General features: G+C 70.3%; 28 protein-coding genes and 1 tRNA gene. 20 read left to right on the top strand and 9 right to left on the bottom strand.

All coding sequences use genetic code 11. The features are described 5' to 3' along the window. The 4 genes from QE454_RS05435 to QE454_RS05420 all read left to right on the top strand — a co-directional run bounded on the left by QE454_RS05435 (nucleotide 1) and on the right by QE454_RS05420 (nucleotide 4,014). On the top strand, nucleotides 1-909 hold the full coding sequence (locus QE454_RS05435) for a DMT family transporter (RefSeq protein WP_307457257.1): 909 nt from the start codon (nucleotides 1-3) through the stop codon (nucleotides 907-909). A gap of 70 nt (nucleotides 910-979) precedes the next feature. After that, the gene (locus QE454_RS05430; RefSeq protein ID WP_210076798.1) at nucleotides 980-1,309 is read left to right on the top strand and encodes a DUF3140 domain-containing protein; all 330 of its coding nucleotides are present in this window, start codon (nucleotides 980-982) and stop codon (nucleotides 1,307-1,309) included. 88 nt (nucleotides 1,310-1,397) lie between these two features. Next, complete coding sequence (gene corA / locus QE454_RS05425; RefSeq protein ID WP_141378021.1) at nucleotides 1,398-2,396, top strand: magnesium/cobalt transporter CorA; 999 nt, start codon at nucleotides 1,398-1,400, stop codon at nucleotides 2,394-2,396. Between the two features lie 91 nt (nucleotides 2,397-2,487). After that, a complete protein-coding gene (locus tag QE454_RS05420) occupies nucleotides 2,488-4,014 on the top strand; it encodes an amino acid permease (RefSeq protein WP_210076800.1) in 1,527 nt (508 codons plus the stop codon). A 336-nt stretch (nucleotides 4,015-4,350) separates the two neighbouring features. Here the strand turns inward: QE454_RS05420 and QE454_RS05415 are convergent, their stop codons facing one another. Next, nucleotides 4,351-5,532 (bottom strand): 4-hydroxybenzoate 3-monooxygenase, encoded by a 1,182-nt coding sequence (locus QE454_RS05415; protein WP_307457260.1) that lies wholly within the window; start codon nucleotides 5,530-5,532, stop codon nucleotides 4,351-4,353. A gap of 164 nt (nucleotides 5,533-5,696) precedes the next feature. Beyond that, a complete protein-coding gene (locus QE454_RS05410) occupies nucleotides 5,697-6,449 on the bottom strand; it encodes an IclR family transcriptional regulator (RefSeq protein ID WP_210076812.1) in 753 nt (250 codons plus the stop codon). Nucleotides 6,450-6,539: 90 nt separating this feature from the next. Here QE454_RS05410 and pcaH point away from each other — a divergent pair, with 90 nt between their 5' ends. The 9 genes from pcaH (at nucleotide 6,540) to QE454_RS05365 (ending at nucleotide 12,407) form a co-directional block, all read left to right on the top strand. Continuing rightward, nucleotides 6,540-7,352 carry a protocatechuate 3,4-dioxygenase subunit beta gene (gene pcaH, locus QE454_RS05405; RefSeq protein ID WP_307457263.1) on the top strand — a complete coding sequence of 271 codons (813 nt, stop codon included), beginning with the start codon at nucleotides 6,540-6,542 and terminating at the stop codon, nucleotides 7,350-7,352. Then, nucleotides 7,349-7,906 (top strand): protocatechuate 3,4-dioxygenase subunit alpha, encoded by a 558-nt coding sequence (gene pcaG, locus QE454_RS05400; RefSeq protein WP_210076816.1) that lies wholly within the window; start codon nucleotides 7,349-7,351, stop codon nucleotides 7,904-7,906. Before pcaH ends, pcaG begins: the two co-directional genes overlap by 4 nt. Then, nucleotides 7,896-9,266: a lyase family protein gene (locus tag QE454_RS05395; RefSeq protein ID WP_307457267.1), complete on the top strand. Its 1,371-nt coding sequence runs from the start codon at nucleotides 7,896-7,898 to the stop codon at nucleotides 9,264-9,266. Before pcaG ends, QE454_RS05395 begins: the two co-directional genes overlap by 11 nt. Next, a complete protein-coding gene (locus QE454_RS05390) occupies nucleotides 9,263-10,036 on the top strand; it encodes an alpha/beta fold hydrolase (protein ID WP_307457270.1) in 774 nt (257 codons plus the stop codon). Before QE454_RS05395 ends, QE454_RS05390 begins: the two co-directional genes overlap by 4 nt. Further along, on the top strand, nucleotides 10,036-10,416 hold the full coding sequence (pcaC, locus tag QE454_RS05385) for a 4-carboxymuconolactone decarboxylase (RefSeq protein ID WP_210076820.1): 381 nt from the start codon (nucleotides 10,036-10,038) through the stop codon (nucleotides 10,414-10,416). Before QE454_RS05390 ends, pcaC begins: the two co-directional genes overlap by 1 nt. Before the next feature lie 84 nt (nucleotides 10,417-10,500). Beyond that, nucleotides 10,501-10,890 (top strand): ester cyclase, encoded by a 390-nt coding sequence (locus QE454_RS05380; protein WP_210076822.1) that lies wholly within the window; start codon nucleotides 10,501-10,503, stop codon nucleotides 10,888-10,890. A 134-nt stretch (nucleotides 10,891-11,024) separates the two neighbouring features. Beyond that, a complete protein-coding gene (locus QE454_RS05375; protein WP_307457273.1) occupies nucleotides 11,025-11,309 on the top strand; it encodes a hypothetical protein in 285 nt (94 codons plus the stop codon). Next, a complete protein-coding gene (locus tag QE454_RS05370) occupies nucleotides 11,306-11,743 on the top strand; it encodes a BLUF domain-containing protein (RefSeq protein WP_307457278.1) in 438 nt (145 codons plus the stop codon). Before QE454_RS05375 ends, QE454_RS05370 begins: the two co-directional genes overlap by 4 nt. 40 nt (nucleotides 11,744-11,783) lie before the next feature. Continuing rightward, nucleotides 11,784-12,407 carry a Pr6Pr family membrane protein gene (locus QE454_RS05365; RefSeq protein ID WP_307457281.1) on the top strand — a complete coding sequence of 208 codons (624 nt, stop codon included), beginning with the start codon at nucleotides 11,784-11,786 and terminating at the stop codon, nucleotides 12,405-12,407. Here QE454_RS05365 and QE454_RS05360 read toward each other — a convergent pair. Further along, a complete protein-coding gene (locus QE454_RS05360) occupies nucleotides 12,402-13,091 on the bottom strand; it encodes an SGNH/GDSL hydrolase family protein (protein ID WP_307457290.1) in 690 nt (229 codons plus the stop codon). The two genes, QE454_RS05365 and QE454_RS05360, sit on opposite strands and share 6 nt — an antisense overlap. A 20-nt stretch (nucleotides 13,092-13,111) precedes the next feature. Then, a complete protein-coding gene (locus QE454_RS05355; RefSeq protein ID WP_307457293.1) occupies nucleotides 13,112-13,696 on the bottom strand; it encodes a YdeI family protein in 585 nt (194 codons plus the stop codon). A 125-nt stretch (nucleotides 13,697-13,821) separates the two neighbouring features. Here QE454_RS05355 and QE454_RS05350 point away from each other — a divergent pair, with 125 nt between their 5' ends. Both QE454_RS05350 and QE454_RS05345 read left to right on the top strand, forming a co-directional pair. After that, on the top strand, nucleotides 13,822-14,178 hold the full coding sequence (locus QE454_RS05350) for a hypothetical protein (RefSeq protein WP_210076830.1): 357 nt from the start codon (nucleotides 13,822-13,824) through the stop codon (nucleotides 14,176-14,178). 354 nt (nucleotides 14,179-14,532) lie between these two features. Beyond that, complete coding sequence (locus QE454_RS05345; protein ID WP_309668548.1) at nucleotides 14,533-15,135, top strand: SDR family oxidoreductase; 603 nt, start codon at nucleotides 14,533-14,535, stop codon at nucleotides 15,133-15,135. Here QE454_RS05345 and QE454_RS05340 read toward each other — a convergent pair. The 3 genes from QE454_RS05340 to QE454_RS05330 all read right to left on the bottom strand — a co-directional run bounded on the left by QE454_RS05340 (nucleotide 15,062) and on the right by QE454_RS05330 (nucleotide 16,606). Then, a complete protein-coding gene (locus QE454_RS05340; protein WP_307457301.1) occupies nucleotides 15,062-15,787 on the bottom strand; it encodes a DUF6611 family protein in 726 nt (241 codons plus the stop codon). The two genes, QE454_RS05345 and QE454_RS05340, sit on opposite strands and share 74 nt — an antisense overlap. 225 nt (nucleotides 15,788-16,012) lie before the next feature. Further along, complete coding sequence (locus QE454_RS05335; RefSeq protein ID WP_307457304.1) at nucleotides 16,013-16,417, bottom strand: hypothetical protein; 405 nt, start codon at nucleotides 16,415-16,417, stop codon at nucleotides 16,013-16,015. Between the two features lie 115 nt (nucleotides 16,418-16,532). After that, nucleotides 16,533-16,606 (bottom strand) — tRNA-Gly (locus QE454_RS05330). Between the two features lie 237 nt (nucleotides 16,607-16,843). Between QE454_RS05330 and dcd the strand changes: the two genes are divergently transcribed. Beyond that, nucleotides 16,844-17,449, top strand: coding sequence for a dCTP deaminase (dcd, locus tag QE454_RS05325; RefSeq protein WP_210076838.1), 606 nt, complete (start codon nucleotides 16,844-16,846; stop codon nucleotides 17,447-17,449). Between the two features lie 58 nt (nucleotides 17,450-17,507). Here the strand turns inward: dcd and QE454_RS05320 are convergent, their stop codons facing one another. Next, a complete protein-coding gene (locus QE454_RS05320; RefSeq protein WP_307457307.1) occupies nucleotides 17,508-18,272 on the bottom strand; it encodes a MarR family winged helix-turn-helix transcriptional regulator in 765 nt (254 codons plus the stop codon). A 108-nt stretch (nucleotides 18,273-18,380) separates the two neighbouring features. Here QE454_RS05320 and QE454_RS05315 point away from each other — a divergent pair, with 108 nt between their 5' ends. After that, a complete protein-coding gene (locus QE454_RS05315; RefSeq protein ID WP_307313766.1) occupies nucleotides 18,381-18,902 on the top strand; it encodes a MarR family winged helix-turn-helix transcriptional regulator in 522 nt (173 codons plus the stop codon). A gap of 137 nt (nucleotides 18,903-19,039) precedes the next feature. Here the strand turns inward: QE454_RS05315 and QE454_RS05310 are convergent, their stop codons facing one another. Continuing rightward, entirely contained in the window at nucleotides 19,040-20,410 is a 1,371-nt protein-coding gene (locus QE454_RS05310; protein WP_307457310.1) for an MFS transporter, read from the bottom strand. Nucleotides 20,411-20,537: 127 nt separating this feature from the next. On the opposite strand from QE454_RS05310, the gene QE454_RS05305 reads away from it, so the two are divergent. From QE454_RS05305 to QE454_RS05295, 3 genes are all read left to right on the top strand, one after another. After that, entirely contained in the window at nucleotides 20,538-22,292 is a 1,755-nt protein-coding gene (locus QE454_RS05305) for a DEAD/DEAH box helicase (RefSeq protein ID WP_307457313.1), read from the top strand. Between the two features lie 494 nt (nucleotides 22,293-22,786). After that, nucleotides 22,787-24,661 (top strand): molecular chaperone DnaK, encoded by a 1,875-nt coding sequence (gene dnaK, locus QE454_RS05300; protein ID WP_307457316.1) that lies wholly within the window; start codon nucleotides 22,787-22,789, stop codon nucleotides 24,659-24,661. A 10-nt stretch (nucleotides 24,662-24,671) separates the two neighbouring features. After that, nucleotides 24,672-25,286 carry a nucleotide exchange factor GrpE gene (locus QE454_RS05295; protein ID WP_116239535.1) on the top strand — a complete coding sequence of 205 codons (615 nt, stop codon included), beginning with the start codon at nucleotides 24,672-24,674 and terminating at the stop codon, nucleotides 25,284-25,286. Nucleotides 25,287-25,293 lie beyond the last annotated feature (7 nt).

Here is a 25,293-nt window from a genome sequence, read left to right as displayed (position 1 = left end):
ATGACCGCGCGCGGCGGGCAGGGGTCGGCCGCCTCGCTCGTGCTGGTCGGTCTGGCGTGTCAAGAGGTCGGCGCCTCGTTCGCCGTGCTGCTCTTCCCCCACACCGGGCCGCTCGGCATCGTCATGCTGCGGCTGCTGTTCTCGGCCGTGCTGCTGCTGGTCATCGCCCGCCCGCGCCTGCGCGGACACACCGGTTACGCGTGGCGCTCCGTCATCGGATTCGGCGTGGTGCTGGCATCCATGAACGGACTCTTCTATCTCGCGCTGCAGCGTCTGCCCCTCGGCGTGACGGTGACGATCGAGGTGCTCGGGCCCCTCACCCTGTCGATTCTCACCGCGACGGGGGTCGCGCGGTGGGTATGGGCGGGACTCGCGCTCGGCGGCGTGGCCGCGCTCGGCGCGGGAGGCTGGGATCGCCTCGACGCGCTCGGCGTGCTGTTCGCCTTGGGCGCGGCGGTGAGCTGGGCGCTGTATATCCTCGCGTCGGCGCGGGTCGGCCGGGAGTTCCCGCGGCTCGACGGTCTCGCGCTCGCCATGGCCGTGGGCGCCGTGATCGCCCTGCCGTTCGGGATCGCCCAGGCAGGCTCGGCCCTGCTGCGGCTCGACATCCTGGCCATCGGGGCCGCGGTCGCGCTGCTGTCGTCGACCATCCCGTACGCTCTCGAACTCGTGGCGCTCCGGCGCCTGGCGGCCTCGGCGTTCGCGATCCTCATGAGCCTCGGGCCCGCCACCGCTTCTCTCGCCGGGTTCCTCCTGCTCGGCCAGCACCTTTCGTGGCTCGAGCTCGTCGGGATCGCGCTCGTCATCACGGCCAGCATCGGGGCGGTGCTCGCCGCCGCGCGTCGCAGCGCCGGGGCGCGGCATCCGGGATCGGACGCCGACGAACCCCTGAGCGAGCCCGTCGGCTGAACGGATGCCATGACCCCGGCGCCGTCGCAAGGGGTCTGTCCTGCTCCCGGGCGATGGCGAGGATGACGTGATGAGCGACGACCACGAGCAGACCGCGAAGGACTTCGACGAGGCGGTCAACATGACCGCGAGCGAGCTGAAGAAGTGGCTCGACACGGACGAATCCAAATCCGTCGGACAGAAGAAGGACGGCGGCGAGTCGACCGGCCACGAGAGCGGGCGCCACATCGTGCGCATTCTCGAGAAGAAGAAGGCCGACCTCACCGACGACGACTACGCCCACATGCGGAAGGTCGTCGGGTACGTCAAGCGGCACAGCGCGCAGAAGCCGAAGGGCGATGTCACCGACACCGACTGGCGGTACTCGTTGATGAACTGGGGCAACGACCCGAAGAAGTGAGCGGCGCCGGGGAACGGCCCGTATACATCGCGTAAGGATCGCGCGTCGTCGGGCCCCGCGTCATAGCCAGGCGGGGTACAACGGAACCATGCCCATCATCGACAGCGCCGTGTACGTCGACGGACACCGGATCGAGAACCCCGCGAGCCTCGACCAGACCTTCGAGTACATGGAAGCTCACGGAGGCATGGCGTGGATCGGGTTGCTCCGCCCCGCGCCCGAAGAGCTCGAGCGCGTCGCCGCCGAGTTCTCGCTGCACCCCCTCGCCGTCGAGGACGCCCTCGCCGGGCACCAGCGCGCGAAGCTCGAGCGGTACGGGGGCAACCTCTTCGCGGTTCTGCGCCCCGCCCGCTACATCGACGAGACCGAGACCGTCGAGTTCGGCGAACTGCACGTGTTCATCGGCCCCGATTACGTGGTGACGGTGCGGCACGCAGAGGTGCCCGACCTCGCAGCCGTGCGCAAGCGGCTCGAGAAGAACCCCGACCTGCTCGCGCGGGGGCCCGAGGCGGTGCTCTACGCGATCCTCGACGAGGTGGTCGACCAGTACGACCCCGTCGCCCGCGGCCTCCAGAACGACGTCGACGAGATCGAGGACCAGCTGTTCGGCGAGGGCGGCGCCGATCTGACGCAGCGCATCTACGAACTCGCGCGCGAGGTCATCCACTTCCAGCGGGCGGCCGAGCCCCTGCGCGACATGCTCGAGGCGCTGCTGCGCGGCGCCGACAAGTACGGCGTCGACCTCGAGCTCCAGCGGTCGTTGCGCGACGTGCTCGACCACGTGCTGCGCCAGTGCGAGAAGCTGACCGCCCTCCGGGCGATCCTCGACAACGCCCTCACCGTCAATGCGACGCTCGTGACGCAGCGCCAGACCGAGACCTCGCTCAAGCAGAACGAAGAGGTCAAGAAGATCTCGGGCTGGGCGGCGATCCTGTTCGCCCCGTCGCTGGTGGGCGGCATCTACGGCATGAACTTCAAGAACATGCCCGAGCTGGACTGGACCTTCGGTTATCCGATGGCCCTCGCGCTCATGGCCGCCACCTCGGTCGGTCTGTGGTTCGCGTTCAAGCGCAAGCACTGGCTCTGACCGGTCGCGCCGGGTCGCGGCATCCTGTCCGGGATGCCGACATGTCGGCGCGCTTGCTGGACAGATGCTTCGCAATTCGCACGATGGGTAGGTGACCGACTCCTCCCCCCGCTCGAGCGACGCCGCAGAGCCGCCCCGCACCACCTCGACCGTTCAGCTCGAGGACAGCGGCTACCACAAGCGCCTCACGTCGCGTCAGGTGCAGATGATCGCGATCGGTGGTGCGATCGGAACGGGACTGTTCCTGGGCGCCGGTGGCCGCCTGGCCCAGGCCGGACCCGCGATCGTGCTGTCGTACGCCGTGTGCGGCGTCTTCGCCTTCTTCATCCTCCGCGCGCTCGGCGAGCTGGTGCTGCACCGCCCCACCTCGGGGTCGTTCGTCTCGTACGCGCGCGAGTTCTTCGGTGAGAAGGCGGCATTCGTCTCGGGCTGGTTCTACTGGATCAACTGGGCGACGACCACGATGGTCGACATCACCGCCGCCGCGCTCTACATGAACTTCTTCGGCAAGTACGTGCCGTGGATCGCCGCCGTCCCGCAGTGGGTGTGGGCGCTCGCCGCGCTCGTCACCGTGCTGGCCGTCAACCTGGTGTCGGTGAAGGTGTTCGGCGAGCTGGAGTTCTGGTTCGCTCTCATCAAGGTCGCCGCCCTCGTGGCGTTCCTGCTCGTGGGCATCTACTTCGTCGTCTTCGGCACCCCCACGGGCGCCCCCACCGGGTTCTCGCTGATCGCCGACAACGGCGGGTTCTTCCCCAACGGCATCCTCCCCGCGATCATCCTCATGCAGGGCGTGGTGTTCGCGTACGCCTCGATCGAGCTGGTCGGTACCGCGGCCGGCGAGACGAAGAACCCCGAGAAGGTCATGCCGCGCGCGATCAACTCGGTCATCTTCCGCGTCGCGATCTTCTACGTCGGCTCGGTGCTGCTGCTTGCCCTGCTGCTGCCGTACACGGCGTACACCAAGGACGAGAGCCCCTTCGTCACCTTCTTCGGATCGATCGGCGTCCCGGGTGTCGACGTGATCATGAACCTCGTGGTGCTCACCGCCGCCCTGTCGTCGCTGAATGCAGGGCTGTACTCCACGGGCCGGATCCTGCGCTCGATGGCGGTCGCCGGATCGGCGCCGAAGTTCGCCGCGCGCATGAACAAGGCGGGCGTCCCGTACGGCGGCATCGCGATCACCGCGGTCGTCGCCCTGCTCGGAGTCGCGATCAACTACGTCAACCCCAGCGACGCCTTCGAGACCGTGCTGAACGTCGCCGCGGTCGGCATCCTTGTCACCTGGGCGACGATCATCCTCTGCCAGATGAAGTTCAAGCGCCTCGCCGACCGGGGCGAGCTCGTACGGCCGAAGTTCCGCCTGTTCTGGGCGCCCTACACGGGGTACGCGACGCTCGTCTTCCTCGCGGTCGTGCTCGTGCTGGTGTTCATCGACTCTCCCGCGACGCTGCTGGTGGCGGTGCTGGCGAGCCTCGCCATCACGATCGGCTGGTTCGCCTGCCGCAAGCGCATCGCCGAGCTCGCCGCCGAGCGCGAGGGCTACACGGGCACGGTGCCGGTGGTGCCGAGCCCCTTCCCGCAGCCGCGCGAGAAGAAGGCACGCGACACGAAGCGCTGAGCCCGCGGGCTCTCGGCGCGGCGCTCGGGCTTCGGCTCGGGCGCCGCGTTCTTTCATGGGGGCGTGTTCACCTTCGTTGAGTGTCCAAAACACCCGGACGTTTTCGATTTTGGTCCGGGTGTTTTGGACACTCGAGAGGGGGTGGGGCGCCGGATGCCGGCATCCCGTCGCTCGTGTTCCGGCGCGGGGCGTTGCCAGCCCGCGCCTCGGGCACGACACGTTGAGTGTCCAGAACACCCGGACGTTTTCGATTTTGGTCCGGGTGTTTTGGACACTCGACAGGGGGTGGGACGCCCGGGCACGGGGCGGGGTTCGGGGTTCGGCTCGGGCGGCGGGTCAGGCGTCGGAGGGCCAGCCGCAGTAGGCCTCGGCAAGGTAGGCGCGGCCGTGCTCGGACTCCACGACGGTGCGCAGTTCGCCGATCTGGCGTCGACGGTCGAAGTCGGTGGCATCCGGGGCTACGTGCAGCAGGCTCGTCATCCACCACGAGAAGTGCTGCGCCTTCCAGATGCGGCGGCTGGCGGTCTCGGGGTACGCGTCGAGCAGGCGCTCGTCGTTCTCGAGCAGCAGCGCCTCGAGGGCGGCGGCGAGCAGGCGCACGTCGGCGATCGCGAGGTTCATGCCCTTGGCGCCGGTGGGCGGCACGGTGTGCGCGGCATCTCCGACGAGCGCGACGCGGCCGCGGCGCAGCTCGTGCGCGACGAAGCTGCGGAAGCGCAGGACGTCGCGCTGGAAGATCGGGCCCTGCTTCAAGGTCGTGCCGGGCACGCGCCTCTGCAGCTCGTCCCACAGCTGGGCCTCGGAATACGCGTTCGTGTCGGTGTCGGGGTCGCACTGGAAGTACATGCGCTGCACGGTGTCGGAACGCTGGCTGACCAGGGCGAAGCCGTCGGGGGAGTTGCTGTAGATGAGCTCGTCGCTCGAGGGTGGGGCCTCGCACAGGATGCCGAACCACGCGAACGGGTACTCGCGGAAGTATCCGCCGGTGCTCGAGCCGGTGACTACGGCGCGAGCGACGCTGCGCGAGCCGTCGGAGCCGACGACGAAGTCCGCCTCGATCTCGAGGGGCTGCCCGTCGGCGTCACGGGCGATGACGCGGGGGCGGGCGGTGCCGGCGTCGTCGACGCGCTCGGCCGTGATGCCGAAACGAAGATCCTGCCCGGCGTCGAGCCGCGCGGCGATGAGGTCTTTCAGCACCTCGTGCTGCGGGTACAGCCAGACGGCACGGCCGACGGATGCCGCGAAGTCGATGCGGTGACCCTCGCCCTCGAAGCGCAGTTCGACGCCGTCGTGGCGGTGCCCCTGGGTGCGGGCACGCGAGGCGGGACCGAGGGTGTCGAGCAGTTCGACGGTGCCCTGCTCGAGGATGCCGGCCCGGATAGTGCTCTCGATGTCGTCGCGCGAGCGCTGGTCGATGACGACGGACTCGATGCCCGCTCTGTCGAGCAGGTGCGAGAGCAGGAGCCCCGCGGGGCCGGCGCCGACGATGGCGACGCGGGTACGGACGGTGGTGGTCATGGCGTCTCCTTCGACGGTGGCTGTGTCGATGGTGCCCCTCGCTCCGCCGCCGCGTCGCGGTGTTCTCATTGAACGGGATAGAGCTCACGCCTGCGACGAGTTCGCTCCCGCCGCCTCTTCGTCCCGCGGACGACCGAATCCGTCCCCGCGCGAAGAGGGCGGGGTCAGCGGCGGTAGCCGAGGGCGCGCTCGGTGTCGCGGGCGGCGCGGTGCAGCTCGACCAGGGCGAACGGGGTCTCGGCGTCGCGGGGGAGCACCACCGACAGGGCGGCGATCACCGCCCCCGTCTCATCGCGCACGGGCACGGCGACTCCCGTCGAGACGCTGTCGACGTAGCCGGGGGCGATGACCCGGCCCAGGCTGCGGATCTCGGCGAGCACGCGGCGCAGGGCTGCCGGGTCGACGATCGTCTCGGGGGTGACGGCGCGCAGGGGTCCGGCGAGTACGCGCTCCCGCAGATCGTGGGGGGCGAAGGCGAGGAGGACGAGACCCGACGATGACGCGTGCAGGGGAAGGCGCCCGGCGATGCGCGTGATGTTCGCCCCCGAGTCGGGGGCGCTGAGCCGCTCGAGGAAGAGCGCTTCCTCCTGCTCGAGGATCGCCAGCTGCGTGTGTTCGCGCACGCGCGTCTGCACCCGCTCCATCGCCGGCAGTGCCGCTTGGCGCAGGCGCAGGGCGTGAGAGGACCGCGTGGCCAGTTCCCAGAGGCGCATGCCCACACGGATGCGGCGCTCCTCGTCGCGCTCGAGCAAGCCGGCATCCACCAGCTCGTTCACGATCCGATGCGCCGACGAGCTCGGCAGACCCGCCCGCCGTCCGATGTCGGACGTGGTCTGCGCGGTGCGCGTGGGGGTGAAGGTCTCGAGGATCCGCACCAGGCGGTCGGTCACCGAGTCGCCCGAGGGGGAGTTCGCCATGGGGTCAGGATGCCATGACTCCCATTCAGCGGGAACCGTTCGCCACCGCTGGGGACGGTGCCGGAGCATTGTCTGGTCGAAGGAGACCCCATGTTGAACCCTCCCGCCGCCGCCCCCGAATCGCTGCTGGCCGCACCCGATCAGGCCACGCAAGACGAGATCGTCCGCGAGATCCGCGCCCGTCACGCCGAACTCGACGCGCTCGACGCCGCGGGCACGCATGTCGCCGCGACCGCCCACGACTTCCCGGCGTATCGGTCGAGCGTGCTGCGGCATCCGACCAAGAATCCGAAGCTCGTCGACCCCGAGACGATCGAACTGTTCTCGCCCGCGTTCGGACAGCGAGACGTCGCCGCGATCGAGTCCGACCTCACGCTGCAGCACGCGGGCGAGCCGCTGGGGGAGCGCATGAGCGTGCAGGGGCGCCTGCTCGATTCGTGGGGCCGGCCGGTGGCGAACCAGCTCATCGAGATCTGGCAGGCCAACGCCGCCGGGCGCTACATCCACCAGCGCGACCAGCACCCCGCCCCGCTCGACCCGAACTTCACCGGCGCCGGGCGCGCGGTCACGAACGACAACGGCGAGTACCGGTTCACCACCATCAAGCCCGGGCCCTACCCGTGGAAGAACCACCGCAACGCGTGGCGGCCCGCGCACATCCACTTCTCGGTGTTCGGCTCGTCGTTCACGCAGCGGCTCGTGACGCAGATGTACTTCCCCGGTGATCCGCTCTTCGCGCTCGACCCGATCTACAACTCCATCCACCGGCAGAAGGACCGGGACGCCCTCGTCGGCGTCTACGACCACGACCTGACCTCGCCCGAGTGGGCGACGGGCTACCGCTTCGACATCGTGGTCGACGGACCCGAGCAGACCTACTTCGAGCAGGAGGGCGACGAGTGATCCCCGCCAAGACGCACCGCGCCACCCCCGGCCAGACGGTCGGACCGTTCTTCGCCTACGGCCTTGAGTTCGACAAGCAGCATCAGGTCGTCTTCCCCCACTCGCCCGGGGCGATCGTGCTGAGCGGCACCATCCTCGACGGAGCGGGAGCGCCGATCCCCGACGCCCTCATCGAGATCTTCGGGGCGGATGCCGACGGCTCGGTGCCGCGCGCGCGAGGCGCGTTCCGCCGCGACGATCACACGTTCACCGGCTTCGGCCGCGCCTTCACCGACGACGAGGGGCGCTACTCGTTCTGGACGCGGGAGCCGGGCGGCATCCGGGGTGGTGCAGGGTTCTTCGCCGCGATCGTGTTCGCGCGCGGCCTGCCCGACAAGCTGCACACCCGCATCTACTCGCCCGCCGACCAGGACGCTCTCGCCGCCGACCCGCTGCTGTCGTCGCTCTCGAGCGAGGAGCGCGCTAGCCTCGTCGCGACCCGGACGCCCGACGGGTACCTGTCGCACGACATCCGACTGCAGGGCGAGAACGAGACGGTGTTCCTTGCGTTCTGATCCCCTTCCACGCATCGACCTCGGGCTGCTCTCGCCGGTGAGCGTCGGTCACGACGCGCTGCTGTCGGACGGGTTCGTGCTGTCCACGATGATCCGCGTCGAGTGCGCGCTGGTCGCGGCGTACGTCGAGGTGGGGGCCGCCCCGCGCGGGGCGCGAGTCGAGATCGACCACGTCTTCGGGATCGACGAGAAGGGCGGCGCGTCCTTGCGCGGGATCGACGTCGACGCCCTCGTCCGCGACGCGGTCGCCGGGGGCAACCCCGTGATTCCGCTCGTCGGCGCGCTGAAGGCGCAGGTGCCCGCAGAGCATCGAGCGTGGATCCACCGCGGGGCGACGAGCCAGGACATCCTCGACACAGCGCTGATGGTGGTCGCGCGGCGCGCGGTCGAACAGACGCGTCGCTCGGTCGCGAACGCGGCCGTCTGGGCCCGACAGCTCGCCACCGCGCACGCCGACGAGGTGTCCGCGGCCCGTACCCTCACCCAGCACGCCGTGCCCACCACGATCGGTGCGCGCGCCGCGATCTGGGCGCGCGGACTCGAGCGCGCCGTCGTACGGCTGGATGCCCTCGTCTTCCCCGCGCAGCTCGCGGGTGCCGGAGGGACGCTCGCGTCGTTCGTCGAGGTCACCGGATCGACGGATGCCGCCGACGCGCTTCCCGCGGCCTTCGCCCGGGCCCTCGAACTCGACGCCCCCGACGCGCCCTGGCACGTGGCGCGTTGGCCTGTGACGGAGATCGGAGACGCCCTCGTCCAGGCCATCGACGCGCTCGGCAAGACGGCCGCCGACGTCGCGACGCTCAGCCGCACCGAGATCGGCGAGGTCTCGGAGGGCGTGGGCGGGGGGTCGTCGGCGATGCCCCAGAAGCAGAACCCCGCCGAAGCGGTGCTCATCCGCTCGGCCGCCCTGCGCGCACCGCACCTGGGTGCGACCCTGCACCTCGCCTCGGCCCTCGCGGTCGACGAGCGCCCCGACGGCGCCTGGCACTCCGAGTGGCCGACGCTGCGCGAGCTGCTCCGTCTCGCGGTCGGCGCGTCGGCGCACGGATCGTCCCTGCTCGCGCACCTGCGCGTCGACGCGGCTGTGGCCGCCGCCACCGTCGGTCTGACCGGCGGGCGCATCGTCAGCGAGCGTCTGCGGGGAGTGCTCGTGCCGCTCATCGGTGCCGAGCGCTTCGCGGCCTTGCTCGATGGCGACGACGACCTCGCCCCGCGTCTGCGCGCGCTGCCCGAGGCGGCCGGTCTCGACGTCGACGCGCTGCTCGACCCGGCTCGGTACCTCGGCCTCGCCCCCCGCCTCGCGCGCGGCACGGGCCACGCGGGCGGCGGCACGGCACACAGCAGGGGGGTCGACGCATGAGCCTCGTCTCGCTGACCGAGCCGGTCGGACCCGCCGACGCGCCCCTCGTGGTGCTGGGGCCGTCGCTGGGCACCTCGACGATTCTCTGGGAGGACGTCGTGCCCCTTCTCGCCGACGACTACCGCGTCTGCGCGTGGGACCTCCCCGGCCACGGCGCGGGGCCCCGGGTGCACGAGGCGTTCACCGTCGGAGACCTCGCGGATGCCGTGGCCGCCGCCGTAACCGACGAGACGTTCCTGTACGCCGGGGTGTCCCTGGGCGGTGCGACGGGGCTCGAGCTCGCGCTGCGGCACGGCGAGCGTCTTCGGGGCGCCGCGATCGTGGCATCCGGAGCCGTCCTGGGAGAACCCGCGTCGTGGACGGACCGGGCGGCGCAGGCCCGGGCGCAGAGCACGTCGAGCCTCATCGTCGGCTCGGCCCAGCGCTGGTTCGCCCCCGACTCGATCGCGCGGCGTCCCGAGTTGACCGGGCGTCTGCTACACGTCCTTCAAGATGCCGACGACGACGGTTATGCGCGCTGCTGCGAGGCGCTCGCCGCGTACGACGTGCGGCCCGTGCTGGGCGAGATCCGCGTCCCCGTGCTCGCGGCCTGGGGGTCGTTCGACGCCGTCGCCCCCGAGGCCAAGGCGGTCGAGATCGCCGAGGGTGTGGCGGACGGCCGTGTCGCGCGCATCGACGACGCCGGCCATCTCCCGCCCGCCGAGCAGCCCGAGGCCGTGGCGGCGCTGCTGCGGTCGTTCTTCGTATCTGCGACCGGAAAGGACGCCTGATGCCCACCGACCAGGAACGCCACGACCAGGGCATGGCCGTTCGCCGTGCCGTGCTGTCGGACGAACACGTGGACCGCGCGACGGCGGCGGCGACCGAGCTCACCGCCGACTGGCAGGACTTCATCACGCGCGTGGCCTGGGGCGACGTCTGGTCGCGGCCCGGTCTGGACCGCCGCTCCCGTTCGATCGCGGTGCTGAGCTCGCTCATCGCCCACGGCCACCACGAAGAGCTCGCGATGCACCTGCGGGCGGCCCTGCGCAACGGCCTCACGATCGACGAGATCCGCGAGGTGATCCTGCAGTCGGCGATCTACTCGGGTGTGCCGGCGGCCAACACGGCGTTTCGCATCGCGACTCAGGTGTTCGCCGAAGACGCGTGAGAGGTCGAGAGCCGTAGGAGCCAGGGACGCTCCCCCTCTCGCGCGGACGGGCCGGGTCCCCGGCATCCCGTCGATAATGGGGGAGTGGAGGTCTGGGAGACGCGAGAGTGGTTCGCCGACTACCTCGACGCCCTCAACCGGCACGACCTCGAAGCCGTCCGCGGGTTCTTGCACCCCGCGGTACGTCGCGCGCACCTGCCCGCGGGGGCCGAGGCGTGGATCGCCGATCTGGCGGAGCTGCTGCACGGCTTCCCCGATTGGCAGTGGAAGCGCATCCAGCTGATCGTGGAGGACGACCGTCTGGCGGTTCATCTGCGGGGCGGGGGAGCGCACACCGGCGCGTTCGCGCACGTGATGCCGACCCGCCGACGCGTGAACATCGCCTCGTTCGCGATGTACCGCATCGAGAAGGGGCGGATCGCCGAGGCGACCGGCACCGACGATTCCGCGCAGATCCGCGCCGCGTTGGTCTGACGGGGACGCGGCCGTTCGACGCCTCCGCCCGGTGGCTCGTGCGTCGGGCGATCTGTCAAGGGCGCCTCGATGTCGGAGGGGGCCGGTACGGTCGCATTCGCCCGTTTCCATCCCGGGCAGAAAGAGGGGCGACCATGGTGTCTCACGACCGCCCCGGCGCCGGAGTCGTGTGGGCTCGCGTCGAAGACGGCTTCCACGTCGGCAGTAAGAGCGGGGTGTTCCTCGGCTACATCGACCGCCAGAGCGGCGGCGGGTACCTGGCGTACAACGGTCGCTCGCGCCTCGTCGGTCGCTTCGAAGCCCTGACCGCCGCGATGGCCGCCGTCACCAACGACCAGCCCCCGCACGACGCCGAGATCACGCTTCGCGAGGTGCGTGTCCCCGCGCCGCGGTCGATCGACGGCGGGAGGTCCTCGTGAACTCCGACCTCGTGTCCATCTCGTACGTCAGCGCGGCGTCCGATCCGTTCGACGACGACCGCCTCAACGACCTCCTCGCGCAGAGCCGCCGGTCGAATCACGAGCACGATCTCACCGGCATGCTGCTGTATCGCCGCGGGCGTTTCTTCCAGGTGCTCGAAGGGCCGCAGGATGCCGTGGACGAACTCATGACGAAGATCCGACGCGACCCGCGGCACACGGACGTTCGCGTGCTGCTCTCGGAGCACATCGATGAGCGGCGCTTCACGGAGTGGACGATGGGGTACGAGCCGATCGGCGTTCCCACGACACCCGCGCCCGAGGGCTTCCGCGACACCTTCGACGACCTCGAGGCCGCCGACGAAGACGCGAGCATCCGCGCCGTGCGCGAGCTCACCGTGTGGTTCCGCGCGCGGACGGCGAACGGCGCCTGACGCAGCGGCCGGTCCGGGGCGCGCACGGTAGCGTCACGGGGTGACCTCCCACCCGGCAACCGTGCGTTCCTTCGCTCGCGTCGTCGCCGGCGCGATCGTGCTCGTCGTCGTGCTGTTCGCCTACGTGTTGCGGATCGCGGCGGGCGACGCCAACCCCCTCGACTACTTCGGATACTTCACCAATCAGACGAGCAGTCTGACGGCGCTCGTGCTGATCGCCGTCGGAGGAATCGGTCTGGCGAATCGAGCCCTGCCGTTCCCGCTCGCTCTCGCGTGGGCGATCGGCGCGGCCTGTCTCATCGTGGTCGGAGTCGTCTACAACGCTCTGGTGCCCGGAACGGGGTCTGCCCCGCCGTGGGTCAGTGCGGTGTTGCACGTCGTGTTCCCGGTCATCGTCGTCCTCGACATCGCGACGGCTCGCGACCGGCCCCGGCTCGCGTGGCGGCACCTCTGGTGGGTACTGCCGTACCCGCTGCTCTGGATTACCGTCGTCCTCGTGCGCGGGGCGACCGACGGGTGGGTTCCCTACGGATTCCTGCTGCCCGAGCGCGGCCTCGCTTCGCTGGTGCTGCACATCGTCGGCATCCTGGCTCTGCTTCTCGTCGCGGCGGCGGGGGTCTGGGCGCTCAGCCGACGGCGATTTTCCGGAGCGTCGCGGTCATAGGGGCGGGTCGAGGGCGCCCAGCGCGGCATCCATCTGCTCCGCCAGGTGCGCGTACCCGGTGTCGTTCGGGTGCAGGCCGTCGCCGGCCATCCAGCTGTCGGCGGAGTCGGCGTAGTGCCCGTCGAGCCAGTGGCTCGCCCCCTCGATGTGGTCGGCGCCGATGCGCGCTGCGGCGTCTTCGACCCAGCCCGCGATGACGTCGACCGACGCCGGGCGGTCGGCGGTGTACCAGAAGGGCTCGACGACGACGATCCGTGCGTCGGGCAGCCCCTCGCGCAGGCGCTGCAGGTCGCTCTCGATCGTCTCGCGGATGCGCTCGGCCGCGCGGTCGTAACTGAAGTTGTCGTTCAACCCCATGGTGACGAAGACGAGGTCGGGGTCGTCGGCGATGACCTGGGCGGGGATGTCGTCGAGTCCGGGTCCCATCGAGGCGCGGCGGTTGACGAAGCCGAGACCGTTCTCGCTGCGGTTGATCTCGCGCCAGCCGCGCTCGGCCGACACGATCGTCGACCAGCGCTTGTCGTTCGAACTCGCGCCCGTGCCGCGCGTGTACGAATCGCCGTAGAACGACACGACGGGTCCGGTGGCGGCGGGCGTGGATTCGGTGGCGGGCGCCGCGCAGGCGGTCAGCCCGAGAACGAGGGATGCCGCTGCGGTCAGGCCGAGGAGTCGTCGCGCGCGCATGAGCCCATTCTCGGCGGTGATCAGTCCTCCCGGGCCGGGGGAGCCGGATCGGCGGCGAGGCGGTGCACGTGTCGCGCGATCCTCGTCGCCCGGGTCGCGGGCGTCGTCGCGGTGACGACGGGATGCAGCACCGAGTAGCGCTCGGCCTTGGTCAGCGCCTCGAAGGCGCGCGCCGCGACGGGCTCGGCATCCAGGGCTTCGCGCAGGTCTGCCGGGACCTCGATCGCCGCGGATCCCTCGTAGGCGCGCTCCCACCGCCCGTCGGCCTGAGCGCGTGCGATCTCGTCGGCCCCGCGGGGCCGCATGCGCCCCTCGTCCGTCAGGCGGGCGACGTGATCGACGTTCCGCTTCGACCACATCGAGCGGGCGCGGCGCGGGGTGAAGTGCTGTCGGAAGGTGTCGGCATCCCGGGACTGCTTTCGCCCGTCGATCCACCCGCTGCAGAGGGCCTCGTCGAGGGCGTGGGCGTAGGTGAGGGACGTGGGCGAGGTCGTGCCCTTCTTCGCGAGCACCAGCCACACACCATCGCTGGTGTCTTCGTGGGCGTCGAGCCACGATCGCCAGCGCGCGGCGTCGTCGACGATCAGCTCGGGGGCTTCGGTCATGGTCGTGATCCTCTCGGCCGGCTCACCGGACCCTAGCGCGGACCTCCGACACGAGCGCCCTATCGGAGCGCGCGCCCCGGGGCAACCGGCTCCCTCCGATGCGCTCGAGAGGAGAACATCGCTGAATGCGCAGTGTGACCTATGCCGGTGAGACCGTGACCACGACCGATGACGTGGCGGAGGCGCTCGTGCAGCTCACCGCGTCGATCGCCGCCGAAGGGCAGGCGGAGGCGGTGAGCATCCCGATCGTCACCGAAGGCGGCGAAGAAGAGGCCGAGCTTGTCATCGGCGTCGGCAACGACGTGCTCAGCGCCCCGGCCGACTGGGAAGGTCAGGAGCCCGACTTCTCGTGGGCGGCCGAAGAGCTGCGCCAGCACAAGCGGTTTCCGCAGGCACCGGCCATCGCGGTCGAGCAGCCGGGCGACGACGCGAACCCCGACGCCTTCTGGGACCCCGACCTCGACGGATTCACCCGCGCCTGACCCGGCTCCCCGGGCCCCCGCACCCGCGGGGGGAGCTCGTCAAGCCCGCCTCGCCGGCCGCGCGCGAACGTAGCGTGGGCCATCCGCATCGGATGCGACCGGTTCATCGCCCCGATGCGTGAGCCCCGGACAGTTCGGGCGGCCCGCCGTTTCGTGGAGCCGCCCGAACGCTCGGCACCGGGAGGATGGGCGCATGCTGCACTCTCTGGTCACCGGCGCCTCACGCGGAATCGGGCGCGCGATCGCCGTAGCCCTGAGCGCCCGCGGAGATCGGGTCGCCGTCCACTACGGTCAGGACCTCTCTCGGCTGCCGAGGAGACCCTCGCGCTGCTGCACGGCGACGGGCACGTCCTCGTGGGAGGAGACGTCTCCGACCCGGAGACCGCGGAACGCATCGTCGACGACGTCCTCCACGCGTTCGGACGCATCGACGTCCTCGTCAACAACGCGGCCCTCGCCCCGAACCCCTCGACCTCGCACCCGGTCGCGACGGTCGACTACGCCACCTGGCACCGCACCTGGGAACGCATGGTCCAGGTCGATTTGCAGGCGCCCGCCAACCTGGCCTTCCTCGTCGCGCGCTCCCTCATCGAACGGGGGCTCCCGGGGTCGATCGTGAACGTGGGCTCGCGCGGCGCGTTCCGCGGCGAACCCGAGTTCCCCGCCTATGGGGCGGCGAAAGCGGGACTGCACGCGATGGGGCAGTCCCTCGCGGTGGCGCTCGCTCCGCATGGCATCGCGGTCACGAGCGTCGCTCCCGGGTTCGTCGGCACCGACCGGCAGCAGGAGAAGCTGGCCGGAGCGGCGGGCGACGGCATCCGGGATCAAAGTCCCTTCGGTCGTGTCGCCAATCCCGAAGAGGTGGCGGATGCCGTGGTGTACCTCAGTTCGCCGGGTTCGCAGTGGGCGTCGGGTGCGGTGCTCGATCTGAACGGGGCGTCGCACCTGAGGACGTGAGGCCGGTCCCGCGCGGGAGGAAGTTGGCGGCGGGTCGGGGCCGAGGATGGCGGCTCTCGTGGACGACGCGGGGCTCCGCCGCGGGGGTGTGCACGACGAGGGCTGTCGAGGCGGGTTCCGCCTGCGCCGCGAGCGCCGCGTAGACGTCGCCCCAGGTGAGCGTCACGTGTCGCTGTGTCCGATCGAAGGCGGCCCGTCGACCGGCCTCGGCGAGACGTTCGGCGTGATCGCGGAGCGGCGAGGGGTCGACCATCCACGTTCCGGCACCGCTGATCCGCCAGGACTCGCGGACGCGCCGCGCGAAGGGGCGGCTTCTCCATGCCAGCCAGGCCCACGGCACGAGCCACACGACGGCGCCGAGTGCCACGCTTGCCGCGACGGAGCTGGTGTGATGCGCGGCGGCGGCCGCGGCGATGCCGCAGAAGAAGCCGACGTAGGGCCAGATCACCGCCGCGTTCCACACGAGTCGCTCTTCGGGCCTGCCGTCCGGGGGGAGCACCCGCAGGTGCTCGACGACGAGCCCGTGACCGCTCAGTCGCCGTTCGTAGAAGCCCCAGGTTCCGCTCGCGTGAAAGGGGAAGCCGTTGTTCGTTCGCACACGACGATGCTGCGCTCGACGCGTCGGCGCGGGGAGGATCCTGACGATACCCATGCGCCCCGCCGACTCGTCGACACGGGCGAACGACTGTCTCCACAGCTGTGGATAACTGTGTGGAGAGCGTGTGTGGAAACCGTCGCAGCCTGTGCAAACACGTGTGGATAAGGCCCAGATTCGTTAACGTGTTCGAAACTACACGCGCGTAATTCCGCGGCGCCGGTCGTCTCCGGAGTTTCCTAGCCCTGTGGAAAGTCCCCCTCGGATGCCGCGCCCGCGGGCTCAGCCGAGAAAGGCGAAGAGGAGCCGGACGAACCCCCACGCGCACATCGTGACCCAGAACAGCGTCCACCCGAGCAGGGTGTAGCCCCAGACGGCCTGGCCCACGCTCATGCGACCACGGCGGAAACGGACGCCGAGCACGATGCCGACGACGAGCGCACCCGCGACGACGAGAGCCGCGATCTGCTGCTGCCAGACGATGATCAGCGGGAGCGCGAGGATGACCGCGAACGCCGCCGCGTCGTAGTTGACGCCGGAGGACGCCGCCTGCACGCCCTGCAGCACGACGAAGGCGACGAGCGCCAGCGCGATGACCGCCACCTGCAGCCATCCGAGCGCCTTCACCCAGAACGGCAGGCCTCGATCATCCGTAGCATCCGGATGACGTTCCGCGACCTCTGTCATGACGTCTCCCCCCTCGTCGCGTCCAGTCTGCCCGTGCGGTGAACGGCCGAGGGGGAGGGGTGACGGGGGAAAGACAAAGCCCTCCCGAACGGCCTGAGGCCGCCCGCGAGGGCTGTGGAGGGGCTGACGGGAATCGAACCCGCGCTATCTGCTTGGGAAGCAGATGTTCTGCCATTGAACTACAGCCCCGTGCGCCTTGCGGCAGCCCGGCCAGCATAACAGCGTCTGCGTGGCATGCCTCGGCATCCGGGATGATCACGCGATTCGAGCGCGGGATCGGCGCCGTCGAGACCGCGGGAGATTCGCGAGGACGCACACGTTCGTCGCCCATCGCACGCGGTCTCGACAAGCGGATGCGGTTTCGACACCGCCGTCGGCGCCGAAACCCGACCGACGTGACACGGGCCCCGCCTCTAGGCTGGGGCCGTGCTGCTCTCCGATCGCGACATCCGGGCCGAACTCGACGCGAAGCGCCTCGGCCTCGAGCCCTTCGACCCGGCCATGGTCCAGCCCTCGAGCGTCGACGTGCGTCTCGACCGCTACTTCCGGTTGTTCGACAACCACAAGTACCCCTTCATCGACCCCGCCGAGAACCAGCCCGAGCTCACGCGTCTCATCGAGGTCGAGCCCGACGAGCCGTTCATCCTGCACCCGGGCGAGTTCGCGCTCGGGTCGACGTTCGAGCGCGTCAGCCTGCCCGACGACGTCGCGGCGCGCCTCGAGGGCAAGTCGTCGCTCGGGCGTCTCGGGCTGCTCACCCACTCGACCGCGGGGTTCATCGACCCCGGGTTCTCGGGTCACGTCACGCTCGAACTCTCGAACGTCGCGACGCTGCCCATCAAGCTGTGGCCCGGGATGAAGATCGGGCAGGTCTGCTACTTCCGGCTCACCTCGCCGGCCGAGAACCCGTACGGCTCCGGGCCCTACGGCAACCGGTACCAGGGACAGCGCGGCCCGACGGCCTCGCGCTCATCGCTGAACTTCCACCGCACCGACGTCGGCTACACCGACGCGGGTTCCGCGGGACGCTGACCGAACGACGACGCGGCGGCCTCCCGAGGGAGGTCCCGCCGCGTCGTGTTCTCGATGATCACTCGGATGCCGCGGACTCGCGCCCACGGGTGAACCCGGCGTCGAAACCGCGTTCGTAGGCGCGCTCGACCGCCCGGTGTCCGCGGCCGTGTCCGCGCTCGTGCCGGTGGCCGTGGTCGCCGTGGCGGGGGTCGCCGCCCTGCGGGGAGCCGTCGGATGTGCCGTCGCCGTCGGCGCGGTGCCCGTCGGTGTGCCCGCCGTGGCGGGGGCCGAAGCCGTGGTGGGCGTTGCCGCCGTCTTCGCGCCGGTGGTCGCGCTCGCCGCCGCCGAAGCGGGGGCCGCCGCGCATTCCGGGACCGAAGCCGCGGCCGGACCCGGGGCCGAACGGGCCGGGACCGAAGCCGAAGCCGCGGGGGCCGCGCGGGCCGGCGTCCTCCTCGAGGCCGAGGGCCCCGGAGATCGCGTCGAGGGCGGCGGTCAGGCGCGCGATCTCTTCGGCGGGAACTCCGGCGAGAAGCGCCTGGCGGTCGGCATCCACTCGATCGAGCGTCTGACGACCCTCGTCGGTGAGCGTCCAGCCGTCGCCGGCGGGGGCGATCCATCCCCGGTCGGCGAGGGCGCTGATGCGCTTGCCGCCGCGGGCGATGCGGTCGCTGATCCACGGGGCGTCGAGGCGCCCGTCGATCACGGAGAGGACCGCGACGGTCTTCGGGTGCAGGTCGCTGTCGCGCAACTGCGCGAACAGGCGGTGGTGCAGCGCGTGGCCGACCGTCGTGAGGCGATGGGCGAGGCTGCGGGGGTCAGAAGGTGCGGGGGTGTTCATGGGGGAGTCCTTTCGTGGGCGGTCGATCCGCCATTGCATGTCATGTGACAACGAATGTACTGTGACATGCATTCCCGATGCTTGTCAAGAGACATGTAAAATTTCCGCATGGCCACCGACCCCGCCGACGAGATCGCCGCCGCCCTCGGGCGCCTGCGCGGACGACGCCCGAGGCCGCCGTTCCCGGCCGAGGCGCACCACCACCCGCACGGCGACCACGGTGGCGGGCACGGCGGGCCCTGGGGCCGCGGCGCTCCGCCGTGGGCCGCCGATCCCTCGCACGGACGCTTCGGCGGGCCGGCGCGCCTGCGCATGCTCGACGCCCTGGTCGCGGCATCCGGTTCGCTCTCGGTCAGCGAGATCGGCGAGGCCGTCGGCGTCGACCAGCCGCGCGCCTCGCGCCTCGTGCAACAGGCCGCGCAGATGGGGCTGGTCGCGCGCGAGCCCGACCCCGACGACGCTCGTCGCACGCGCGTGCGCCTCACTCCCGAGGGCGAGAGGCTCGTGTCGGGTTTCCGGGGACGAAGGCGGGATGCCGTGCGCTCCGCACTCGAGTCCTTCAGCGACGCCGAGCGCGTGGAGTTCGCCCGCCTCTTGGCGAAGTTCGCCGATTCCTGGCCGCGCGACTGAGGTCGCGGGGCGTAGCTCGCGGCATCCGGCACTTTGCCACGCAGTCACGCGCTCCGCACGGGTCGCACGGTCGGGGTCGCCGGGCTCGCGCGAAGCATGTGGCCCGACCGGCGCCCTGGACCTCGGCCGGCGCGGGATCAGGCGATGACGGCCGGCTTCGCCTTCACCGGGATCAGCAGCAGCAGCCCCGCGCCGAGGATTAGCACGATGCCCAGGATGCCGAGGCGCGTGTCGCCCGTCAGCCCGACGAACAGCGCGAACAGGCCCGGGGCGAGGAACGACACGGCGCGACCGGTCGTGGCGTAGAGGCCGAAGATCTCGCCCTCGCGCCCCTCGGGGGCGACGCGCGCGAGGAAGGACCTGCTCGCCGACTGCACCGGACCGACGAAGGCGCACAGGCCGAGGCCCACGATCCAGAACGCGGTCTGCGAGGTGCCGATGAACAGCACCGCGCTGCCGAGCACGATGAGTCCGATGAGCGAGGCCATGATGACGCGCTTGGGTCCGAACCGGTCGTCCAGGCGTCCGGCCGCGAAGGTGCTGATACCGGCGACGACGTTCGCCGCGACGGCGAAGTAGAGCACCTGCGTCGAGCTGAAGCCGAAGACCTGCGCGGCGATGATCGCCCCGAAGGTGAAGACGCCCGTCAGCCCGTCGCGGAACACCGCGCTGGCGACGAGGAACACCAGGACCTGTCGGCTGTCGCGCCACAGTGATCGCAGCGTGGCCCACAGCAGAACGTAGGAGCGGAAGAAGCTGACCTTCACCCGCCGCTCGCGGGCCGGGATCTCGGGTACGCGCAGCAGCACCGGAATCGCGAAGACGGCGTACCAGAGGGCGGATGCCACCACCGCCAGGCGGATGTTCCAACCGCCGTCCTTGGTCACGGCGAGGAGCCCACCGGCATCCGGATCCCCGAAGCTCTGGATGAACAGCACGAGCAGCAGGATCAGCAGCACGATGCCGCCGACGTAGCCCATGCCCCACCCGAAGCCGGAGACGCGGCCGATGTTCTCGCGGGTCGAGACCTGGGTGAGCATCGCGTAGTAGTTGACGCTCGCGAACTCGAAGAAGACGTTGCCGACCGCGATCAGAGCGGCTCCCAGCACGAGGAAGTGCGGAGTGCCCTCGACGAACACCATCGCCGCCATCGCGATCACGACGAGTCCGGTGTTGATGCCGAGCCAGAGCTTGCGGCGGCCGGTGCCGTCGGATCTCTGGCCCAGGACGGGGGCCACGAGCGCCACCACGATCCCGGCGATCATCAGGGCGACGCCGACGAGGGTGGCGTTGTCGGCGAGGGCGCGCACGAGGGCGGGGTCTTTGTCGTTACCGTCCGCGGCGGCCACGATCGCGGGGTCCACGAAGAGCTGGCTCGCCAGATAGGTGCTGAAGACGAAGGTCGTGACCACGGCGTTGAAGGCCGCGGAGCCCCAGTCCCACAGGGCCCAGGCGAGCACGGGACGGCGTGCGGAGACGCCGGTCGGGGTGGCGGCGGGGGGAGGCATGGGGGTCACGGTAGGGCCCTTCGGTGAACACCCGGTAAGGCCGGGATCAGGCCACGCCGTCGTCGACGTGCGCGTTCAGGTTAGACCCCGGCCCGCGCGTGGGCGCGGAGGAGACTACCGTGGAGTCATGGCATCCGAAACCCCCGTCGACTCCGCTGAGGCGGAGACCACCCCCGAAAAGCTCACCTTCGCCGATCTGGGACTGGATGCCGCTGTGCTCAAGGCCCTGAAGGACGTCGGGTACGAGACCCCCTCCGCGATCCAGGCGGCCACGATCCCGGTCCTGCTGCAGGGTCGCGACGTCGTCGGCCTCGCCCAGACCGGAACGGGCAAGACGGCTGCCTTCGCGCTGCCGGTGCTGTCGCAGATGGAGACCGGCCACAAGAACCCGCAGGCTCTCGTGCTCGCTCCCACCCGTGAGCTGGCCCTGCAGGTGTGCGAGGCGTTCGAGAAGTACGCCGCCCACATCAAGGGCGTCTCGGTGCTCCCCGTCTACGGCGGTCAGGGCTACGGCCAGCAGCTGTCGGCCCTGCGCCGCGGCGTCGACATCGTCGTGGGCACCCCCGGTCGCATCATGGACCACCTCGACAAGGGCACCCTCGACCTGAGCGAGCTGAAGTACCTCGTGCTCGACGAGGCCGACGAGATGCTCAAGATGGGCTTCGCCGAAGACGTCGAGACGATCCTCGCCGACACGCCCTCGACCAAGCAGGTCGCGCTGTTCTCGGCGACCATGCCGGTGCAGATCCGTCGCATCTCGGCGCAGTACCTCAACGATCCCGAAGAGATCACGGTCAAGACCAAGACCGCGACCTCGACGAACATCACGCAGCGTTACCTGATCGTCTCGTACCAGCAGAAGATCGACGCCCTCACGCGCATCCTCGAGGTCGAGAACTTCGAGGGCATGATCGTCTTCACCCGCACGAAGAACGAGACCGAGACGGTCGCCGAGAAGCTGCGCGCCCGCGGCTACACCGCCGCCGCCATCAACGGCGACGTCGCCCAGGTGCAGCGCGAGCGCACGGTCAACCAGCTGAAGTCGGGCAAGCTCGACATCCTCGTCGCCACCGACGTCGCCGCCCGCGGCCTCGACGTCGACCGCATCAGCCACGTCGTCAACTACGACCTTCCGATCGACACCGAGTCGTACGTGCACCGCATCGGCCGCACCGGTCGCGCCGGTCGTACCGGTGACGCGATCAGCTTCGTCACCCCGCGCGAGCGCCGCATGCTCACCGCGATCGAGAAGGCCACGCGCCAGCCGCTGACCGAGATGTCGCTGCCGAGCGTCGACGACGTCAACGCCACGCGCCTGACCCGTTTCGACGACGCGATCACCACCGCCCTGGAGGACACCGCGGCCATCGCGACGTTCCGCGACGTCGTGGCCCACTACGTCGCTCACCACGACGTGCCCGAGGCCGACGTGGCCGCAGCTCTCGCCGTGGTCGCCCAGGGCGACACGCCGCTGCTGCTCGAGGCCGAAGCCTTCCGTCAGCAGCGTTTCGACAACGACCGGCCCGCGCGCGAGGGCGGTTCGCGTGACGGCGGTTCGCGCGACGGCGGCCCGCGCCGCGACACCTCCGGCCGCTTCGCGACCTACCGCATCGCGGTCGGTCGTCGCCAGCGCGTCGAGCCGCGTCAGATCGTCGGCGCGCTCGCGAACGAGGGGGGTCTGCGCCGGGGCGACTTCGGCGCGATCCAGATCCGCCAGGACTTCTCGCTCGTCGAGCTCCCCGCCGACCTGTCGAGCGACACGATCGGCCGCCTTGCCGACACGCGGATCTCGGGTCAGCTGATCGACCTGCGCCTCGACCAGGGCGGGCGCTCCGCCAAGCGCAGCGACCGTCCCCAGCGCCGCGACCGCGACCGCGACTGAGCCCCGGCATCCGTTCGACGCCCCCGCTACCTTCCGGTGGCGGGGGCGTCGTGCGTGCACCGGGCCAGCGGCCCGCGCGATGTGCGCGGCCCGTCGCGAACCGGGCCATGTCCCACTTCGTGCTGGCTGGGGCCTGGCAGAGAGCCCATTTCGGGACATGGTCTGCGCAGAAGGGGACAGGGGGGCCGGGAGGCCGGGTGCTCGGTGCGGACCGTGTCCCACTCGAGCGCCGTCCGCGCCGCCGTTTCGGCACACGGCCTGCACGCATCGGGACACGGGCGCTCGGGATGCCGGTGCCCCGCGGCCGCGGAACGCGGAGCGCACAGCGCGCCGGGTGGTACGGCATCCGGAAGTTGAGCCATTTCATATCAACTCTTCTTGACGACCCGGAGGGCGTGCGTTAGCCTTGAGTCATCGCGGCTCAACCCGCGCAGAGACTTTCAACCAGAACCCCGAGTGCGGCAACGGCCGTGCTCACAAGCAAGGAGACACATATGCCCCGTGCAGTGGGAATCGACCTCGGTACGACCAACTCCGTCGTGAGCGTGCTCGAGGGTGGCGAGCCCAAGGTCATCGCCAACGCCGAGGGTTTCCGCACGACCCCCTCGGTCGTCGCTTACACGAAGGATGGCGAGGTGCTCGTCGGCGAGACCGCCAAGCGCCAGGCCGTCACCAACGTCGACCGCACCATCTCCAGCGTGAAGCGCCACATGGGCACCACCTGGACCTTCGACGTCGACGGCAAGAAGTGGACGCCGCAGGAGATCTCGGCCCGTATCCTCCAGAAGCTCAAGCGCGACGCCGAGGAGTACCTCGGTGACAGCGTGACCGACGCCGTCATCACGGTGCCCGCGTACTTCAACGACGCCGAGCGTCAGGCCACCAAAGAGGCGGGTGAGATCGCGGGCCTCAACGTGCTGCGCATCATCAACGAGCCCACCGCGGCAGCCCTCGCGTACGGCCTCGACAAGGGTAAGGAAGACGAGCTCATCCTCGTCTTCGACCTCGGTGGTGGAACGTTCGACGTCTCGCTGCTCGAAGTGGGCAAGGACGACGACTTCTCGACCATCCAGGTGCGCGCCACCTCGGGTGACAACCGCCTCGGTGGAGACGACTGGGACCAGCGCGTCGTCGACTACCTCATCAAGCAGTTCAAGGACACGACCGGCGTCGACGTCTCGGGTGACAAGATCGCCCTGCAGCGTCTGAAGGAGGCGGCCGAGCAGGCCAAGAAGGAGCTGTCGAGCTCGACCTCGACCAGCATCAACCTGCCGTACCTGTCGCTCACCGACTCGGGCCCCGTCTCGCTCAGCGAGACCCTCACCCGCGCGAAGTTCGAGGACCTCACCAAGGACCTCCTCGACCGCACCCGCAAGCCTTTCTCCGACGTCATCCGCGAGGCCGGCGTCAAGGTCGACGACATCGCCCACGTGGTGCTCGTCGGCGGCTCGACCCGCATGCCCGCGGTCGCCGAGCTCGTCAAGAAGGAGACGGGCAAGGATGCCAACAAGGGCGTGAACCCCGACGAGGTCGTGGCCGTGGGTGCAGCCCTGCAGGCCGGTGTCCTCAAGGGCGAGCGCAAGGACGTCCTGCTCATCGACGTCACCCCCCTGAGCCTCGGCATCGAGACCAAGGGCGGCATCATGACCAAGCTCATCGAGCGCAACACGGCCATCCCGACCAAGCGCAGCGAGACCTTCACCACCGCCGACGACAACCAGCCGTCGGTCGCGATCCAGGTCTTCCAGGGCGAGCGCGAGTTCACCCGCGACAACAAGCCGCTCGGCACCTTCGAGCTCACCGGCATCGCCCCGGCCCCCCGCGGCATCCCGCAGGTGGAGGTCACCTTCGACATCGACGCGAACGGCATCGTGCACGTCTCGGCGAAGGACAAGGGCACCGGCAAGGAGCAGTCGATGACCATCACCGGTGGTTCGTCGCTGCCGAAGGAAGACATCGAGCGCATGGTGCGCGAGGCCGAAGAGAACGCGGCCGACGACAAGAAGCGCCGCGAGTCCGCCGAGACCCGCAACCAGGCCGAGACCCTGTCGTACTCGATCGAGAAGCTGATCAAGGAGAACGAGGACAAGCTCCCCGCCGAGGTCAAGACCGAGGTGCAGGGCGATGTCGACGCACTCAAGACGGCTCTCGCCGGCGACGACGACGACGCGGTCAAGACCGCGTTCGACAAGCTGAACGCCAGCCAGGGCAAGCTCGGCGAGGCCGTCTACGCCTCCTCGCAGGCCGCGGGCGAGCAGGCCGACCCCAACGTGGGCCAGCCCGGCAACGGTGAGACGCCGAACCCCGAGGAAGACGTCATCGACGCCGAGGTCGTCGACGACGAGCCGACCGACGAGAACAAGAAGTAAGCGATAGAACATGGCACACAAGGACGACGAACAGCCCACGGGCTCGGGCGCCGGTCCTGACGAGACGGGGCCGGAGGAGAACACCTCCGGCCCCGCGCCGTCGGGCGAGCAGTCCGAGACGCAGGAACCGGATGCCGAGGGCCTGACCATCGACGACATCCTCGGGGCCGAGCAGACGCCCGAGGCCGCCGCAGAGGGGGCTTCCTCCGACAAGGAGGCCTCGCTGCTGATCGACCTCAAGCGCCTGCAGGCCGAGTACGCCAACTACCGTCGGCGCACCGAGGAGCAGCGCGAGCGCGAGATCGAGCGCGCCAAGGGTGAGGCCGTGAAGGGCCTGCTACCCGTCATGGACGACCTCGACCGCGCCGCCAAGCACGGCGATCTGGTCGAGGGCACCCCGCTCGCGGCCATCGGTGACAAGGTGCGGGCCGTGGCCGAGCGCCTCGGCGTGGTCTCGTACGGCGCCGTCGGCGACGTGTTCGACCCGCAGCAGCACGAGGCGATCTTCCAGGCCCCGACTCCGGGCGTGACCGAGACGACGATCCTCGAGGTCGTCGAGGTCGGCTACCGCCTCGGTTCGGTCGAACTGCGACCGGCGAAGGTCGTCGTCGCCGTGCCGGCCTAGGAGGAGG

It is taken from the genome of Microbacterium sp. SORGH_AS_0454 (assembly GCF_031453395.1).
Taxonomy (GTDB): Bacteria; Actinomycetota; Actinomycetes; order Actinomycetales; family Microbacteriaceae; genus Microbacterium.
Note: the sequence above shows the minus strand (reverse complement) of the source record. Positions and strands in the feature narration are given on the sequence as shown.

Excerpts from the sequence above, each read along its gene's own strand:
- QE454_RS05435 (WP_307457257.1), top strand. The coding sequence starts at position 1 with ATGACCGCGCGCGGCGGGCAGGGGTCGGCCGCCTCGCTCGTGCTGGTC.
- QE454_RS05430 (WP_210076798.1), top strand. The coding sequence starts at position 980 with ATGAGCGACGACCACGAGCAGACCGCGAAGGACTTCGACGAGGCGGTC.
- corA (WP_141378021.1), top strand. The coding sequence starts at position 1,398 with ATGCCCATCATCGACAGCGCCGTGTACGTCGACGGACACCGGATCGAG.
- QE454_RS05415 (WP_307457260.1), bottom strand. The coding sequence starts at position 5,532 with ATGACCACCACCGTCCGTACCCGCGTCGCCATCGTCGGCGCCGGCCCC.
- QE454_RS05410 (WP_210076812.1), bottom strand. The coding sequence starts at position 6,449 with ATGGCGAACTCCCCCTCGGGCGACTCGGTGACCGACCGCCTGGTGCGG.
- pcaH (WP_307457263.1), top strand. The coding sequence starts at position 6,540 with ATGTTGAACCCTCCCGCCGCCGCCCCCGAATCGCTGCTGGCCGCACCC.
- QE454_RS05390 (WP_307457270.1), top strand. The coding sequence starts at position 9,263 with ATGAGCCTCGTCTCGCTGACCGAGCCGGTCGGACCCGCCGACGCGCCC.
- pcaC (WP_210076820.1), top strand. The coding sequence starts at position 10,036 with ATGCCCACCGACCAGGAACGCCACGACCAGGGCATGGCCGTTCGCCGT.
- QE454_RS05375 (WP_307457273.1), top strand. The coding sequence starts at position 11,025 with ATGGTGTCTCACGACCGCCCCGGCGCCGGAGTCGTGTGGGCTCGCGTC.
- QE454_RS05360 (WP_307457290.1), bottom strand. The coding sequence starts at position 13,091 with ATGCGCGCGCGACGACTCCTCGGCCTGACCGCAGCGGCATCCCTCGTT.
- QE454_RS05355 (WP_307457293.1), bottom strand. The coding sequence starts at position 13,696 with ATGACCGAAGCCCCCGAGCTGATCGTCGACGACGCCGCGCGCTGGCGA.
- QE454_RS05350 (WP_210076830.1), top strand. The coding sequence starts at position 13,822 with ATGCGCAGTGTGACCTATGCCGGTGAGACCGTGACCACGACCGATGAC.
- QE454_RS05340 (WP_307457301.1), bottom strand. The coding sequence starts at position 15,787 with ATGGGTATCGTCAGGATCCTCCCCGCGCCGACGCGTCGAGCGCAGCAT.
- QE454_RS05335 (WP_307457304.1), bottom strand. The coding sequence starts at position 16,417 with ATGACAGAGGTCGCGGAACGTCATCCGGATGCTACGGATGATCGAGGC.
- QE454_RS05320 (WP_307457307.1), bottom strand. The coding sequence starts at position 18,272 with ATGAACACCCCCGCACCTTCTGACCCCCGCAGCCTCGCCCATCGCCTC.
- QE454_RS05315 (WP_307313766.1), top strand. The coding sequence starts at position 18,381 with ATGGCCACCGACCCCGCCGACGAGATCGCCGCCGCCCTCGGGCGCCTG.
- QE454_RS05310 (WP_307457310.1), bottom strand. The coding sequence starts at position 20,410 with ATGCCTCCCCCCGCCGCCACCCCGACCGGCGTCTCCGCACGCCGTCCC.
- QE454_RS05305 (WP_307457313.1), top strand. The coding sequence starts at position 20,538 with ATGGCATCCGAAACCCCCGTCGACTCCGCTGAGGCGGAGACCACCCCC.
- dnaK (WP_307457316.1), top strand. The coding sequence starts at position 22,787 with ATGCCCCGTGCAGTGGGAATCGACCTCGGTACGACCAACTCCGTCGTG.
- QE454_RS05295 (WP_116239535.1), top strand. The coding sequence starts at position 24,672 with ATGGCACACAAGGACGACGAACAGCCCACGGGCTCGGGCGCCGGTCCT.